The organism is Parasphingomonas caseinilytica, assembly GCF_036663755.1.
Classification (GTDB): Bacteria; Pseudomonadota; Alphaproteobacteria; order Sphingomonadales; family Sphingomonadaceae; genus Sphingomonas.
This window is the reverse complement of the sequence record NZ_JAXOJL010000001.1, coordinates 260,641-275,129: the sequence shown is the minus strand read 5'-3', so window position 1 is coordinate 275,129 and position 14,489 is coordinate 260,641. Positions and strand designations below refer to the sequence as shown.

At 64.9% G+C, this 14,489-nt stretch carries 17 protein-coding genes; 10 read left to right on the top strand and 7 right to left on the bottom strand.

What is annotated here, in order from left to right; all coding sequences use genetic code 11:
* Positions 1 to 20 precede the first annotated feature (20 nt).
* From U1738_RS01180 to guaB, 3 genes are all read right to left on the bottom strand, one after another.
* Positions 21 to 533 (bottom strand): hypothetical protein, encoded by a 513-nt coding sequence (locus tag U1738_RS01180; RefSeq protein ID WP_332787208.1) that lies wholly within the window; start codon positions 531 to 533, stop codon positions 21 to 23.
* A 33-nt stretch (positions 534 to 566) separates the two neighbouring features.
* Complete coding sequence (locus U1738_RS01175) at positions 567 to 1,742, bottom strand: RsmB/NOP family class I SAM-dependent RNA methyltransferase (protein WP_332787207.1); 1,176 nt, start codon at positions 1,740 to 1,742, stop codon at positions 567 to 569.
* Positions 1,743 to 1,844: 102 nt separating this feature from the next.
* Positions 1,845 to 3,302 carry an IMP dehydrogenase gene (guaB, locus tag U1738_RS01170; protein ID WP_332787206.1) on the bottom strand — a complete coding sequence of 486 codons (1,458 nt, stop codon included), beginning with the start codon at positions 3,300 to 3,302 and terminating at the stop codon, positions 1,845 to 1,847.
* Positions 3,303 to 3,681: 379 nt separating this feature from the next.
* Here guaB and U1738_RS01165 point away from each other — a divergent pair, with 379 nt between their 5' ends.
* Together U1738_RS01165 and U1738_RS01160 are read left to right on the top strand one after the other, a co-directional pair.
* Positions 3,682 to 4,662 carry an SPFH domain-containing protein gene (locus tag U1738_RS01165; RefSeq protein WP_332787205.1) on the top strand — a complete coding sequence of 327 codons (981 nt, stop codon included), beginning with the start codon at positions 3,682 to 3,684 and terminating at the stop codon, positions 4,660 to 4,662.
* Complete coding sequence (locus tag U1738_RS01160; protein ID WP_332787204.1) at positions 4,659 to 5,120, top strand: NfeD family protein; 462 nt, start codon at positions 4,659 to 4,661, stop codon at positions 5,118 to 5,120. The genes U1738_RS01165 and U1738_RS01160 overlap by 4 nt, the downstream gene beginning before the upstream one ends.
* A gap of 10 nt (positions 5,121 to 5,130) precedes the next feature.
* On the opposite strand, the gene U1738_RS01155 is transcribed toward U1738_RS01160, so the two are convergent.
* The 4 genes from U1738_RS01155 to U1738_RS01140 all read right to left on the bottom strand — a co-directional run bounded on the left by U1738_RS01155 (position 5,131) and on the right by U1738_RS01140 (position 8,308).
* Positions 5,131 to 5,499 carry a hypothetical protein gene (locus U1738_RS01155; RefSeq protein WP_332787203.1) on the bottom strand — a complete coding sequence of 123 codons (369 nt, stop codon included), beginning with the start codon at positions 5,497 to 5,499 and terminating at the stop codon, positions 5,131 to 5,133.
* A gap of 79 nt (positions 5,500 to 5,578) precedes the next feature.
* Positions 5,579 to 6,217, bottom strand: coding sequence for a hypothetical protein (locus U1738_RS01150; RefSeq protein ID WP_332787202.1), 639 nt, complete (start codon positions 6,215 to 6,217; stop codon positions 5,579 to 5,581).
* Positions 6,218 to 6,227: 10 nt separating this feature from the next.
* Positions 6,228 to 6,662: a hypothetical protein gene (locus U1738_RS01145; protein WP_332787201.1), complete on the bottom strand. Its 435-nt coding sequence runs from the start codon at positions 6,660 to 6,662 to the stop codon at positions 6,228 to 6,230.
* A gap of 38 nt (positions 6,663 to 6,700) precedes the next feature.
* Positions 6,701 to 8,308, bottom strand: coding sequence for a phosphoenolpyruvate carboxykinase (locus U1738_RS01140; RefSeq protein WP_332787200.1), 1,608 nt, complete (start codon positions 8,306 to 8,308; stop codon positions 6,701 to 6,703).
* 176 nt (positions 8,309 to 8,484) lie between these two features.
* Here U1738_RS01140 and U1738_RS01135 point away from each other — a divergent pair, with 176 nt between their 5' ends.
* From U1738_RS01135 to U1738_RS01100, 8 genes are all read left to right on the top strand, one after another.
* On the top strand, positions 8,485 to 9,192 hold the full coding sequence (locus tag U1738_RS01135; protein WP_332787199.1) for a response regulator: 708 nt from the start codon (positions 8,485 to 8,487) through the stop codon (positions 9,190 to 9,192).
* On the top strand, positions 9,189 to 10,748 hold the full coding sequence (locus U1738_RS01130; protein WP_332787198.1) for a sensor histidine kinase: 1,560 nt from the start codon (positions 9,189 to 9,191) through the stop codon (positions 10,746 to 10,748). The genes U1738_RS01135 and U1738_RS01130 overlap by 4 nt, the downstream gene beginning before the upstream one ends.
* Positions 10,745 to 11,179 (top strand): HPr kinase/phosphorylase, encoded by a 435-nt coding sequence (locus U1738_RS01125; protein WP_332787197.1) that lies wholly within the window; start codon positions 10,745 to 10,747, stop codon positions 11,177 to 11,179. Before U1738_RS01130 ends, U1738_RS01125 begins: the two co-directional genes overlap by 4 nt.
* Complete coding sequence (rapZ, locus tag U1738_RS01120) at positions 11,179 to 12,117, top strand: RNase adapter RapZ (protein ID WP_332787196.1); 939 nt, start codon at positions 11,179 to 11,181, stop codon at positions 12,115 to 12,117. The genes U1738_RS01125 and rapZ overlap by 1 nt, the downstream gene beginning before the upstream one ends.
* Positions 12,114 to 12,521 carry a PTS sugar transporter subunit IIA gene (locus U1738_RS01115; RefSeq protein ID WP_055779476.1) on the top strand — a complete coding sequence of 136 codons (408 nt, stop codon included), beginning with the start codon at positions 12,114 to 12,116 and terminating at the stop codon, positions 12,519 to 12,521. Before rapZ ends, U1738_RS01115 begins: the two co-directional genes overlap by 4 nt.
* Positions 12,521 to 12,793, top strand: coding sequence for an HPr family phosphocarrier protein (locus U1738_RS01110; RefSeq protein WP_332787195.1), 273 nt, complete (start codon positions 12,521 to 12,523; stop codon positions 12,791 to 12,793). Before U1738_RS01115 ends, U1738_RS01110 begins: the two co-directional genes overlap by 1 nt.
* 109 nt (positions 12,794 to 12,902) lie before the next feature.
* Positions 12,903 to 13,706 (top strand): TrmH family RNA methyltransferase, encoded by an 804-nt coding sequence (locus U1738_RS01105; RefSeq protein WP_332787194.1) that lies wholly within the window; start codon positions 12,903 to 12,905, stop codon positions 13,704 to 13,706.
* A 222-nt stretch (positions 13,707 to 13,928) separates the two neighbouring features.
* Positions 13,929 to 14,456: a hypothetical protein gene (locus U1738_RS01100; protein WP_332787193.1), complete on the top strand. Its 528-nt coding sequence runs from the start codon at positions 13,929 to 13,931 to the stop codon at positions 14,454 to 14,456.
* Positions 14,457 to 14,489 lie beyond the last annotated feature (33 nt).

Genomic DNA, 14,489 nt, shown 5'->3' with positions numbered 1-14,489 from the left:
TGCCACCGCTCACTCCGAAATCACTCCTTAGCAGTCGTCTTCTCCGGCACCTTCGTCGCCACGGCCGCCGTCTGAACCGGGGGCCCCTTCACGATCGCCGCCGCCAGCGCATTGCCCTCGGGGCACGCAGCCTTCGCACACAACGCCCGCAACTTCGCCAGATTGGCCTTGGCCTGGATCACCGCGCCCTTCATTACCAGCGCCTCGCCCTGGCCCTTCAGCGCCAGCCGATCATTCGGCTCCAGCAGCAACGCTTCGCGGTACAGGCGGATCGCCTTGCCCGGCAGGCCGCGCGCCTGCGCCACGTCGCCCAGTGTCACGAACCCGGCGCGGTTGCGTGGATCGACCGCCAGCGCGGTCTCGATCAGATCGGTCGCACCATCCAGATTGCCCGCCGCCTGCGCCGCGCGGCCCTGCGCCAGCAACGCCATCGAACGCGGATCGATCTGCTCTTCCGGGCGCTGGCCGTGCAGCGACGTCGACACCGTCAGCAACGTGAGCGCGACGGCGGCGGCGACGGACGAATAACGCATGATGCTCTCCAGAATGCGCACAATCCCTACCGGCTAGCACGCGCGCCGGAGGCGTGCGACAAAAAAGCCGTCGGTATCGTCATGTGCCGGAGTCAGGCGCACGCCCGGGCCATGCGCGCGCCCGGCCGGCAGATCGGGCGTATCACTGGTCCAGCCGGGATGCCCGGCCAGGAACGCGGCGACCTGCCCCGCCCCTTCCTCGTCCAGCAGCGAACAGACGATATAGACGAGCGTCCCACCCGGCTTCACCAGCCCGGCACCGACTTCCAGCACATGCTCCTGCGTCTTCGCCAGCCGCGCAATCCGCTCCGGCGTCAGCCGCCAGCGTGCCTCGGGGTTGCGCCGCCAGGTGCCGGTGCCGGAACAGGGCGCGTCGATCAGCACGCAGTCCGCACTGTCCGCCCAATCCGACAGCGTCTCGGCCTCGCTCCCCGGATCGAGCAGCCGGGTTTCGATCATCGTCGCGCCCGCCCGCTCTGCGCGAGGCGTGAGGCGGGATAGCCGCGCACGATCGGTGTCGGTCGCCAGCAACGCGCCGTCATTGCCCATCGCCGCCGCCAGCGCGAGCGTCTTGCCGCCCGCCCCGGCGCAAAGATCGACGATCCGTTGCCCGCCCGAGGCCTCCGCCGCCAGCGTGACGATCTGGCTGCCCGCATCCTGCACCTCGATCGCCCCGGCCTTGAAGGCGTCCAGCGTCTCGACATTGGTGCCTGATGGCAGGCGCAACGCGTCGGCCAGCCCCGCGATCGCTTCCGCGCTCTCGATCGGATCGGGCGCGGGCTTCAACCGGTTGATCCGCACGTCGAGCGGTGCGCGATCGATCAGCGCGGGCAATTCGTTCGCGCCGATGCCCGAGGCAAGCAGCTTCGCCACGATCCATTCCGGCGCGACACCCGGTTTGGCTGCGACTTCCTTGGCACCGATCGCGGCGGGCGCATGGGTCGATCCGTCGAACAGGGCGGTCATCTCCGCATCGCCCTCGGCCAGCGCCAGCATCGCCGCCCGCCCGCTCGCCGGCCGCTCGCCCAACATGCGGATCGCGGCATAGACCAGCTCACGCACCGCGCGCCGGTCCTTGCTGCCGGCATAGCGGCGCTGGGCGAAATATTTGGCGATGATCGTATCCGCCGCGGCCCCGCTGTCTCGCGCCGCGGCGACGATCGCGTCGAGCAGGTCGATCGCTGCCTGGATACGGGCTGAGGGGGTCATTCTTCTCCCCTCCCGCAAGCGGGAGGGGTCGGGGGAGGGCTTGTTATGATGGATGGTGTTTTCACAACCCTCCCCTAGCCCCTCCCGCAAGCGGGAGGGGAATTATCTTGTCGGATAATTAGGCGCCTCGCGCGTGATCGTCACGTCGTGCACATGGCTCTCCATAAGCCCCGCCCCGGTGATCTGCACGAACCGCGCACGCTGTTGCAGGTCGGGAATGGTGGCCGCCCCGGTGTAACCCATCGCCGCCTTCACCCCGCCGACCAACTGGTGGATCACGTCCTTGGCCGGGCCCTTGAACGCCACCTGTCCCTCGATCCCCTCGGGCACCAGCTTCAGTTGATCCTTGATATCGCCCTGAAAATAGCGATCCGCCGAACCGCGCCCCATCGCGCCGACCGATCCCATGCCACGATACGATTTGTATGCCCGCCCCTGATACAGGAACGTCTCGCCCGGCGCTTCTTCGGTGCCCGCCAGCAACGACCCGATCATCACGCTGGAGGCACCCCCGGCCAACGCCTTGGCGATGTCGCCCGATGTGCGGATGCCGCCATCGGCGATTACCGGCACGCCGTGCTTGTGGCCTTCCTCGGCGCAGTCCATCACCGCCGTCAACTGCGGCACGCCTACGCCGGCCACGACCCGCGTGGTGCAGATCGATCCCGGCCCGATGCCGACCTTGATCCCGTCCGCGCCGGCATCGATCAGCGCCCGCGCAGCTTCCGCCGTCGCCACGTTGCCGGCGATCACCTGCACCGAATTGCTCAGCTTCTTCACGCGCTCCACCGCCCGCGCGACGTCGCGATTATGGCCATGCGCGGTGTCGATCACCACCAGGTCGAGATCGGCATCGACCAACGCCTCGGTCCGCTCGAAGCCCTTGTCGCCCACCGTCGTCGCCGCCGCCACGCGCAGCCGTCCGGCCGCATCCTTGGTCGCGTTCGGGTAATTGACCGCCTTTTCCATGTCCTTGACGGTGATCAGGCCGACGCAGCGATAGCTTTCGTCCACCACCAGCAATTTCTCGATCCGGCGCTGATGCAGCAACCGCCGCGCCTCGTCCTGCCCGACGCCGGTCGAAACGGTGGCGAGATTCTCGTGCGTCATCAGTTCGGCGACCGGCTGGTGCGGGTTGCCGGCGAAGCGCACGTCGCGATTGGTCAGGATGCCGACCAGCTTGCCGTCCTTTTCCACCACCGGGATGCCGCTGATCCTGTTGCGCGTCATCAGCGCCTGCGCCTCCGCCAGCGTCGCAGTCGGTGCGATCGTGATCGGGTTGACGACCATGCCGCTCTCGAACCGCTTCACCTGGCGCACGGCGGCGACCTGCTCGTCGATCTCCATGTTGCGGTGGAGCACGCCGATGCCGCCCAGTTGCGCCATCACGATCGCCATGTCGGCCTCCGTCACCGTGTCCATCGCCGAGGACAGGATCGGGATATCAAGCTTGATCCCGCGCGTCAGCTGCGTGCGCGTATCCGCCATGCTCGGCACGATATCGGACTCCGCCGGATACAGCAGAACGTCGTCGAAGGTGAGGCCGAGGCGGATGTCCATGGGGTGCCAGTTCCGTTGCATGGGGAGGGAATCGTGGCGTGCCATGTAACCAAAGGGGGCCGGATGCGCTAGGGTGCGCAGTGTCGGTGGCCTGAGTTCACGATCCACCTGATACCGATCCGAATTCGGCCCGGCGCGCTTGCAATGTTGGGAATGCGTTGCTCGTGTGCCCAGCCATGGCCCGATCGCTCTTCCTTTGCACAATCTTCAATGCCCCACCCCTGGCGAACATCATCCCAACCGCGATACCGCGTGACTTTGTGTGAACTTCGGCCGCCAAAATCTGGTCGCGGGCGCAATGGCGAGCGGCACTATTCTGCTATCTCCCACGGCGCGATCTGCTAAATTGTTGCGACATCGCAGCAGGGGAAACGAGATCATGGGTTTGACCGCAGGCGTGCTCGCGCTGGCCCTGGTGCTGTTGTACCTGTTCACCAGCATCAAGATCGTCCGGCAGGGCTATCAATATACGATCGAACATTTCGGCCGCTTCACCACCACGGCGCGGCCCGGCTTCAATTTCTATCCCGCCTTCTTCTACCGTGTCGGCCGCAAGGTGAACATGATGGAGCAGGTGATCGACATTCCGGGTCAGGAGATCATCACCAAGGACAATGCGATGGTCGCGGTCGACGGCGTGGTGTTCTTCCAGGTGCTCGATGCGGCCAAGGCGGCATACGAAGTGTCCGAACTCTATGTCGCGATCCTGCAGTTGACGACCACCAACCTGCGCACCGTGATGGGGTCGATGGATCTGGACGAGACGCTGTCGAAGCGCGACGAGATCAATGCGCGCCTGCTGGTCGTGGTCGATCACGCCACGGCGGCCTGGGGCGTGAAGATCACCCGCGTCGAGGTGAAGGACATTCGCCCGCCCGCCGACATCGTCAACGCGATGGGCCGCCAGATGAAGGCCGAACGCGAGAAGCGCGCCAACATCCTGGAGGCGGAAGGTTCGCGGGCGTCGGAAATCCTGCGTGCGGAGGGTCAGAAACAGTCGAAGATCCTAGAAGCGGAGGGCCGCCGCGAAGCCGCCTTCCGTGACGCCGAGGGCCGCGAGCGTGCCGCGCAGGCCGAGGCCAAGGCGACCGAACTCGTCTCGATCGCGATCGAACAGGGCAGCGCGCAGTCGCTCAACTATTTCATCGCCCAGAAATATGTCGAGGCGGTCGGCAAGTTCGCCACCTCTCCCAACGCCAAGACGATCCTGTTCCCGGTCGAGGCGACGCAGTTGATCGGCACGTTGGGTGGCATCGGTGAACTCGCCCGGACGGCGTTCGGCAACGATCAGCCTGCGCAGCCCAAAGCCGCTACGCCGCCGGTACGCGTCAAGGGGCCGTTCGAACAGGGCGACAAATGACGCTGGACGACGTCGGCGCTGGGACGTTGTGGCTGGTCTTCGCTTTGGTGATGGGCGTGGCCGAACTGATCGTGCCCGGCGTTTTTCTGGTCTTCCTGGCCATCGCCGCCGCGATCACCGGGTTGGCCATGCTGGTGCTGCCCGACCTGCCCGTCGCCGCCCAACTCGCCTCGTTCGCGATCTGGAGCGGGGTGACGGTGCTGATCGGTCGCCGCTGGTATCGCGACTACCCGGTCGCCACGTCGGATCCCCTGCTCAACGATCGTGCCGCCCGTCTGATCGGCGAGATCGTCACCGTTGATCAGGCGATCGAACACGGTCGCGGTCGGGTGAAGGTCGCCGACGGCGTCTGGCCGGCACGTGGCCCCGATGCCGCCATCGGCAAGAAAATGCGCGTAACGGAGGTCGAAAGCGGCATGCTGCTGGTCGAGCCGGTGGAGACGCCCACCACCGGCTGACCGGTCGAACCTACTTCTTGCCGAACAACCCGCTCGCCAACCCACTCAGATCGTTGAGCGGATTCCCGTCGCCATCCTTGTCGAGCATACCCGAAAGCTTGCCCATGATGCCCTCGCCACCCTGCGCCGAAAGCAGGCTGGCGAACTGCCCAAGCGATCCCTCGCCACCGATATGACCGACGATCTGTTGCAGGATGTCCGGCGACAGACCAGTCGAAGCCGCCGCCGTCTCTACCGTATCGCCCGGTTCCGGATGCGCCTGGCCCAAAGCGGCCACCGCCGATTCGGCCTGTTCGGGTGAAATCCCGACCTTGGCCGCAAGATTCTTGATGTCCACGTTTTCAGTGACCTGGCTAAGCAGTCCGTCGAACAAACCCATGACAATATCCTTCAGCGGATCGCGAGCGGGGATGGCTCACCTGACCAATTTAGCGACTTTCGGGCATCACCGCCAATATTCACCGGCCCGCATGCGCTTTTGCCAGTGCCGGACGATCGAACGCCTGATCGGCATAACGCCCGTTGGCATCTATCCAGTGGAGGAAGAGATGCGCTGACCAGCTATTGGGGTTGGGTGCGAGCCGCCCGTGTCGGCGATGGACGCCCTGATACAGCACACCGTCCCCCGGTTCCATCGCGACTGATCCATAGGGCGCGCCCTCGAAATCATCCTTCACTGAACCGGACGGTTCCACCTGATCCGATCCGACCGACAACGCCCATGGCACGCCGTCGCCATAGGCGATGGTCAGCGACAAACTATGTTCGCACGCCAGCCGATCCGAATGCACGCGGCAGATATCCCCCTTATGATACAGGCGGAAATAGGCGTAGGTCGGCAACAAGTCGCATTGCGTCGCCTGGGCGATGCGCGGGGTCAGCCCCCACAGGAACGTCATCATTGGCGGATAGGCGTTGGAATAGACCGCGATCGCGTCCTTGCTGATCAGCGGTCCACGCGTAGTGAATTGCCGCGCCCGCTGGCTGAGGCCCAGATCGACCCGCATCTGTTCGTAAAAGCCGTTAAGCACGATCGGCGGGAACAGGCCGGTCAGTCCGGTATAGCCAAAGGCCCGATAATGTTCTGCTTCGGTCATTTTCGCACCATCATAGATCGGGAGGCAGATACCCTCGACGTGCCTCTACCGAGAAAAGTCGGGCGCGAGAATAGTGGCGAAGCGGCCAGCCCCGCTCTCCCATTGGCGACGCGAGCAGCGCGTTTACCGAATTTGCGAGCGATTCTCCGGCCGGTCGCCCGGCAAGATGCAGCCGGACAGCGCCGATGAAGCAGCGCGTTATCGTGTCGTGATAGCCTTGGGTATCGTCGTTCACCCCGCCGGTACTCTCGTTATAGCGCGAGATGATTCCGGCGATCTCGCCGTCGATATCGATCCCGGGGCGTTCGAGCAGGAGCCACAGGCATGCGGCCAGATGCGCCTCATGCGTCCATTCCGCTTTCGGCAGGGTGCGGCCAAGCAATCCCTCTCCGATGCGACGGATCGCGGCATCGTCAGCAAAGGGTCGGAAGGGCAAGTCGGTCATCGATCGGGTTCCTCGGCCCCGATCGATGACCGGGTATGTCAGGCGGGTTCTTCGGTTTTTGGGGCGGCTTGGCGCACACCTTCGTCCACATGTTCGGCGAATTGGGCGAAGTTCTCGACGAACAGATCGACCAGCTTGGCCGCAGTGGCGTCATATTCCGCCTTGTTCGCCCAGGTCTCGCGCGGGTCGAGGATCGCGCTGTCCACGCCCGGCACGCTGACCGGCACCTTGAAGCCGAAGTTCGGATCGGTGCGGAACTCGGCATCGTTGAGCGACCCGTCGAGCGCGGCGTTGAGCAAGGCGCGTGTCGCCTTGATCGGCATGCGGTTGCCGGTGCCGTATTTGCCGCCGGTCCAGCCGGTGTTGACCAGCCAGCAATCCACCCCGCCCTTGGCGATCCGGCTCTTGAGCAGATTGCCATAGATCGAGGGATGGCGCGGCATGAACGGCGCGCCGAAGCAGGTCGAGAAGGTCGCATCCGGTTCGGTCACGCCGATCTCGGTGCCCGCGACGCGTGCGGTATAGCCCGAGAGGAAGTGGTACATCGCCTGATCCGGTGTCAGCTTCGAGATCGGCGGCAGGATGCCGTAAGCATCCGCCGTCAGCATCACGATGTTGCGCGGCACCGGCCCCATATTCTCTTCCGAGGCATTGGGAATGAAGTCGATCGGATAGGCACCACGGCTGTTCTCGGCCAGGCTGTTGTCCTCCAGATCGAGCGCGCGGGTGACCGGGTCCATCACGACATTCTCCAGCACCGTGCCGAAGCGCTTGGTGGTGGCGAAGATCTCGGGCTCGGCATCGGCCGACAGGCGGATCATCTTGGCGTAGCAACCGCCCTCGAAATTGAACACCGCGGTATCCGACCAGCCATGTTCGTCATCGCCGATCAGCGTGCGGCTGGCGTCGGCGCTAAGCGTCGTCTTGCCGGTTCCGGACAGGCCGAAGAACACCGCCGTGTCGCCGTTCGGGCCGATATTGGCCGAACAGTGCATCGGCATCACGCCGTCGACCGGCAGCAGATAGTTGAGCAGGCCGAACACGCTCTTCTTCATCTCGCCGGCATATTTCGTGCCACCGATCAGGATCAGCTTCTCGGTGAAGTTCACCGCGATGACCGTCTCGGTACGGCAGCCGTGCCGGGCCGGATCGGCGCGGAAGCTCGGCAGGTCGATGATGGTATATTCCGCCTCGAACCCGCGCAGTTCGGATTCCTGCGGGCGCACCAGCATCGTACGGATGAACAGATTGTGCCAGGCCAGTTCCGTCACGACACGAACGCGCACCCGATTTTCAGGCTGCGATCCGCCGAACAGATCCTGGATGTACAGGTCTTCCTTGTCCTTCAGCGCGGCCATGAAATCGGTCTTGAGCGTTGCGAACTGCTCGGGGCTCATGCCCTTGTTGCTCTTGCCCCACCACACGACGGACTCGGTTTCGGCATCGCGGACGATGAACTTGTCCTGCGCCGAGCGACCGGTATGCGCGCCGGTCTCGACGACCAGCGGACCATCGGCGGACAATTTGCCCTCGCCCTTGGCCACGGCCGTCTCGACCAGACGTGCGGTGACGAGGTTCCAGTGCAGGTTGGCGCGGGTTTCGATGCCCTGCGCTTCAAGCCCGGCGGTGGGAATGCGGTCGCTCAAAACGAATCTCTCCTGAAATCACGGCGCGGTTACTACCCGCATACGTATGCATTGTGTGATTCGCGCTTATCGTGCCGGACGGTATCATGTCCAGATGACAACGCTGACCGCGCAATCGGTTGAGCGGACAGACGGTTTAGACTAATTGATCGATCCGCAACGCAGGACGAAACTTGATGACGGCAACGATCGCGCTCGTTGATGATGATCGCAATATTCTGACATCGGTATCGATTGCCTTGCAGACGGAAGGGTTCGTCACGCGGGTCTATTCGGATGGCGAGACGGCGTTGAAGGCGTTGATCGAAAATCCGCCGGATCTCGCCATTTTCGATATCAAGATGCCGCGCATGGACGGCCTCGAACTGCTTCGCCGGCTGCGCGAGAAGCAGTCCACGCCGGTGATCTTCCTGACCTCCAAGGACGATGAGCTGGACGAAGCGCTGGGCCTGGCGATGGGCGCCGACGATTACATCGCCAAGCCGTTCAGCCAGCGCCTGCTGATCGCCCGCATCCGCGCGATCCTGCGGCGTACCGAACTGGCACAATCCGGCCCGGCGGGTGACGAAGAGGTGGCGGCCGGCGAACTGGCACGCGGGCGGCTGGCGATGGATACCGCGCGGCACCGCGTCACCTGGGGCGGCGTCAACGTGACGCTGACGGTGACGGAGTTCCTCATCCTGGAAACGCTGGCGCAGCGACCGGGGATCGTGAAGACGCGGAACCAGTTGATGGATGCCGCCTATCAGGACGACATCTATGTCGATGATCGCACGATCGACAGCCACATCAAGCGCGTACGCCGCAAGTTCAGGCAGATCGATCCCGAATTCGATGCCATCGAAACATTGTATGGCGCGGGATACCGATTTTCCGAGGAATGACGAATTCGGCGTTGAGTGACGACGGCGAACTGAGCCTGCGCTGGTCGGGCCGGGTTTCGCTCACGCCGCGGATCCTTGCGGTCAACATCTTCGCGCTCGCACTTCTGGCGGGCGGGTTTTTCTATCTCGATTCCTATCGCAGCCGGATCGTGGACAGCCGCGTCACGCAGGCCAGCAGCGAGGCGCGACTGATCGCCGAGGCGTTGCGTTCGGCCGAGCCGGATCGGCGCGATGCGCTGATGCTTCGGCTGGCGGGCGACACCGGCGCGCGATTGCGGCTGTATGACGAGCGCGGCAAGCTGCTGGCCGATACGCGCGCGCTGGGCCTGCGCAACATGGTGCTGCAGGATCCGGACAAGCAAGGGCGTGGCCAGGCGGCGGCGCGTTTCCTGGATGCGATGATCGATACCGTGGTCGGTGCGGCCCGCCCGCCCCTCTACCGCGAGCGGGCCGACGGCTTCGCCTGGCCGGACGTGCGGACGGCACGGAGCGGAAACCTCATCGCCGCGACGGTGTGGCGCGCGCCCGATCGCACACCCGTCATCACCGCCGCTGCCGCCGTGGCGGGCCAGGGCGTGGTGATGACCACCGCCAACGCGACCGACATCACGCAGACGGTTCGCGTCGAGCGCTTCCGCCTGAGCGTCGTTCTGCTGATCGTGTCGCTGGTGTCGATCCTGCTGTCGCTATTTCTGGCGCGCACGATCGTGCGTCCGTTGCGGCGCCTCGCCCGCGCGGCCGTACGGGTGCGGTTGGGCCGGGCGCGCGAAGTGGTGGTACCCCGCCTGCCCTCGCGGCGCGACGAGATCGGGATGCTGGCGCGGGCCTTGTCCGACATGAGCCTGGGTCTGCGCGCGCGGATCGACGCGACCGAGGCGTTCGCGGCCGATGTGACGCACGAGATGAAGAACCCCCTCGCTTCCCTGCGCTCCGCGGTCGAGAGCCTGTCGATGGTCAAGGATCCGGAATTGCAGGCGCGGCTGCTGACGATCGTGCGCCACGATGTCCAACGGCTCGATCGCCTGATCACGGACATTTCGGAAGCCTCGCGGCTCGACGCCCAGCTCAGCCGGGCCAAGTTCGAGCCGGTGGATGTCGGCGTGATGATCGCCGGCCTGCTGGCTCAGCGCGAGGCGCGCGGTGTCGAACGTGGCATCCGCCTGCGCTACGATCACCGCGACGGCGAGCGGATGACGGTGATGGCCGAAGGTGCGCGGCTGGAACGGGTGTTCGAAAACCTGCTCGACAATGCGGTGTCCTTCTCGCCCGATGGCGGAATGATCGCGATCTCGGCCGCGCGCGAGCAGGAGATGTTGCGCATCCGGGTCGAGGATGAAGGCCCCGGTGTGCCCGAGGAAGCGCGCGAGCAGGTGTTCAGCCGCTTTCAGTCGCTGCGCCCCGAAAGCGAGGAGTTCGGCAAGCATTCCGGCCTTGGCCTCGCCATTGCGCGAACCATCGTCGAGGGGCATCAGGGCGATATCGCGGTGGAATCGCGGGAGGACCGGGTGAAGGGCGCGCGCTTCGTGGTGAGATTGCCGTTGGCTGACCGGCGATGAGCATTCCGACGCTCAGCAGCGAGACGCTGCATGCGACGGCGGTGGCGATCGGCGGTCACGCGGTGCTGATCGAGGGGCCGTCCGGTGCCGGCAAGTCCGACCTCGCATTGCGCCTGATCGATCGCGGCGCAGTGCTGATCAGCGACGATCGGACGATACTGCATGCCGATCACGGCGCGCTTCGGGCCACGGCGCCCCGGACGATCGCGGGCCGGATCGAGGTGCGCGGAATCGGCATCCTGCCGATGCCGCATGCCGAGGGCATAGAGGTGGCTTTGCTCGTCCGGCTGACCGATACGGTCGAGCGCATGCCGCTTGAGACTATTGAGCGGCGCATCGCCGGCATCATCATCCCCGAAATCGCGCTCGATGCCCGCGAGGCTTCTGCGCCGATCAAGGTCGAACTCGCATTGAAGAGGCAGATCGCCTGATGGCTGATCCGAAGAATATCCTGCTCGTCACCGGGCTGTCCGGCGCGGGCAAATCGACGGTCCTGCGGACGCTGGAGGATCTTGGATGGGAGGTGGTGGACAATCTGCCGCTGCTGCTGCTCGATCGATTGCTCGGTGCGCCTTTGCCGGAAGGATCCGGTGGCAACGATCTGCCACTGGCGATCGGCATCGGGGCACGCACACGCGATTTCGATCCGGATCGCATCGTTCAACGCATCAAGACGCTGCGCGAACAGCACGGCCATGACATCGGCACATTGTTCCTCGACTGTTCGGGCGCGGAACTGGAACGGCGTTATTCCGAGACGCGGCGACGGCATCCGCTGGCGCTCGATCGACCGGCGAGCGACGGCATCGCGCGCGAACGCGAATTGCTCGCGCCGCTTAGGGACTGGGCCAACCGGCTGATCGACACGACCGATCTGACCGCCAACCAGCTCGCGCAGCAGGTGCGCGAGACGTTTTCGGGCGAGCGGCTCGGTGCCCCCACCCTTTCCGTCACCTCGTTCGGGTTCGCGCGGGGGCTGCCGCGCAATGCCGATCTGGTGTTCGACATGCGTTTCCTGCGCAATCCGCACTGGGTGCCCGATTTGCGGCCCGGCACCGGCCTGGATGCCGATGTGAGCGCCTATATCGCCGACGATCCGGCCTATGAACCGGCGCTCGCCCAGATCGAGTCGCTGCTGCTGCTGTTGCTTCCACGCTACAAAGCGGAGGGAAAATCGTACGTGACGATGGCCTTCGGCTGTACCGGAGGGAGACATCGGTCGGTTCACGTCACCGAACGCATCGCAAGGGCGTTGCGCGATGCGGGATTTTCGCCCACGGTCACCCATCGTGATCTGGCCGCCGCGCCCCAGGATAGTCTGGAGGGCGCTCCGGCAGACGGCACTGGCAGTGGAACGCAGTTGGAATGATCGGCCTGGTTCTGGTGACGCATGGACGCCTTGCCGAGGAGTTCGTGACCGCGATGGAGCATGTTGTGGGCAAGCAGGAGCGGATCGCGACGATCGCGATCGGCCCCGAAGACGACATGGAAGCGCGCCGCAAGGATATCGCCGATGCGATTCATGACGTGGATGCCGGGCAAGGCGTGATCCTGCTGACCGATCTGTTCGGTGGCACGCCCTCCAATCTCGCCATTTCGCTGATGGAAAAGGGCCGGTTCGAGGTGATCGCGGGGATCAACCTGCCGATGCTGATCCGCTTGGGGTCTGCCCGTTCCAAGATGAAGGTCGTCGATGCGGTCGCTGCCGCGCGCGAGGCCGGGCGCAAGTATATCACCGTCGCATCCGAAGTGCTCGGCGAGGCGGCGGCCTGATGCCGGTTCAGCGCACCGTCCTCATCACCAACAAGCGCGGCCTGCATGCGCGCGCCAGCGCCAAGTTCGTCACCCTCGCCTCTACCCAGCCGATCGAGGTGACGGTGGAGAAGGACGGGGCAGGTTCCGTCACCGGCACGTCGATCATGGGCCTGATGATGCTCGGCGCGGCGATGGGCGATTCGATCATCATTTCCGCCGATGGCGACGGCGATGAGGCGGCGGTGGGCGCGCTGTGCGAGCTGGTCGAGGCGAAGTTCGGTGAAGACTGAAATGGCGTCGCGGCAAAGCCGCGCCGTCGGCCGCAGCTTGGGCTGCGCCGGCCGGGCGTGGCTCGTTTGCCTTCTGCCAGCCTTCGGCTGACAGGTCGGCCGCCACGCCATGCCACGCGAGATCACCGCCTTTTCGAATCCGCTCATCAAGCGCATCCGCTCGCTTCGCGAGAAGAAGCATCGCCGCGAGGAAGGGCTGTTCCTCGCCGAAGGTCTGCGCATCCTGACCGAAGCGCGCGAGAACGGGCGTATTCCGGAATATCTGTTCTTCTCGCGCGAGGGGGCCAGCCATCCGCTCGTCCGCACCCTGATCTTCGATGTCGAGGATAGTGGCGGGCAGGCGATCGAGACCGTGCCGGACATCCTCAGCAAGCTGTCGGGCAAGGATAATCCGCAGGCGGTGGTTGGCGTGTTCGCCGAGTTTGCTGGGGCGCTGAAGGTGTTGGACCGGACGTCCGCCGATATCTGGCTGGTGGCGGAACGGTTGCGCGATCCGGGCAATCTGGGGACGATCCTGCGCACCGGCGACGCGGTCGGCGCGGGCGGGCTGATCCTGATCGGCGAATGCGTCGACCCCTTCTCGGTCGAGGCGGTGCGGGCCAGCATGGGCGCGCTGTTCACCGTGCCGGTGGTGATGGCGGAATGGGACGAGTTCCTGCCGTGGCTGCGCTCCGGGCCGGGGCAATTGGTCGGCCTCAGCCTCGATACCGAAAACGATTACCGTGCGGCCCGATATGACAGCCCGACCTTCCTGCTCACCGGCAACGAGGCGCAGGGCATGCCGGCGGAGATGGCCGCGGAGTGCGACCTGCTGGTCAAGCTGCCGATGCTGGGCAAGGCCGACAGCCTGAACGCCGCAGTGGCGACGGCGGTGATGGCTTATGAGGTTTTGGCGCAACGCCGGATCGGCTGACCTGCGCGCGGATCGCCCCCGTGGCGGCTGTCACACACTGCAATGAATCGAAATATCGACGAGACGATCGCGCCCTAGACCGGCACGATCGAACGGTGCGACTTGCCTCGACCCGTTCCCGCGAGATCCGGCGCGAAGATGGTAAATCCCGCATAACCATATCTCAACGAATTTGTGAGAGCCTGTGCCACCGGCCTTTGCCGGCGTTCAAAGGAGTGTCTCATGAGCAGTATATCGTCGCTATCAAGCTTCACCCCGCAGTCATCGCCGCGCACGCAGATGAACGAGCGCATCTCCAAGGCGGTGTCCGCGGGATTGATCAGTGCCACCGATCAGACGGCGCTCAGCAGCGCGCTCGACAGCATCGATTCCTCGCTGTCCGCCAGCAGGGATAGCGGCACACAGAAATCCGGGTCGTTCAAGGAAAAGATCGGGTCGATGATCGACGAACAGGTCAGTTCCGGCACTTTGACCGAAGCGCAGGCCACCGAACTGAAGGGCTTCTTCGCCGAAGGCGGCCCAAAGGGCGCGGGCGGGATGAAGGGGCATCGCGGGCCACCGCCGGGTGCGGAAGAGTCGACCGGCTCGACCAGCAGCACCGATACGGCGTCCACCCAGCTCGATGCGCTGATGAAGATGCTCGAAAACCTGCGCAACAGCCAGGATTCCAAGGATTCCTACAGCGCCACCGGTACGAGTTCGACCACCAGCAGCAGCCAGTCCGGCCTTCTGATCAGCACCCTTGCCTGATCGCCTCGCGGACAGCCGGCATTCCGGGGAATG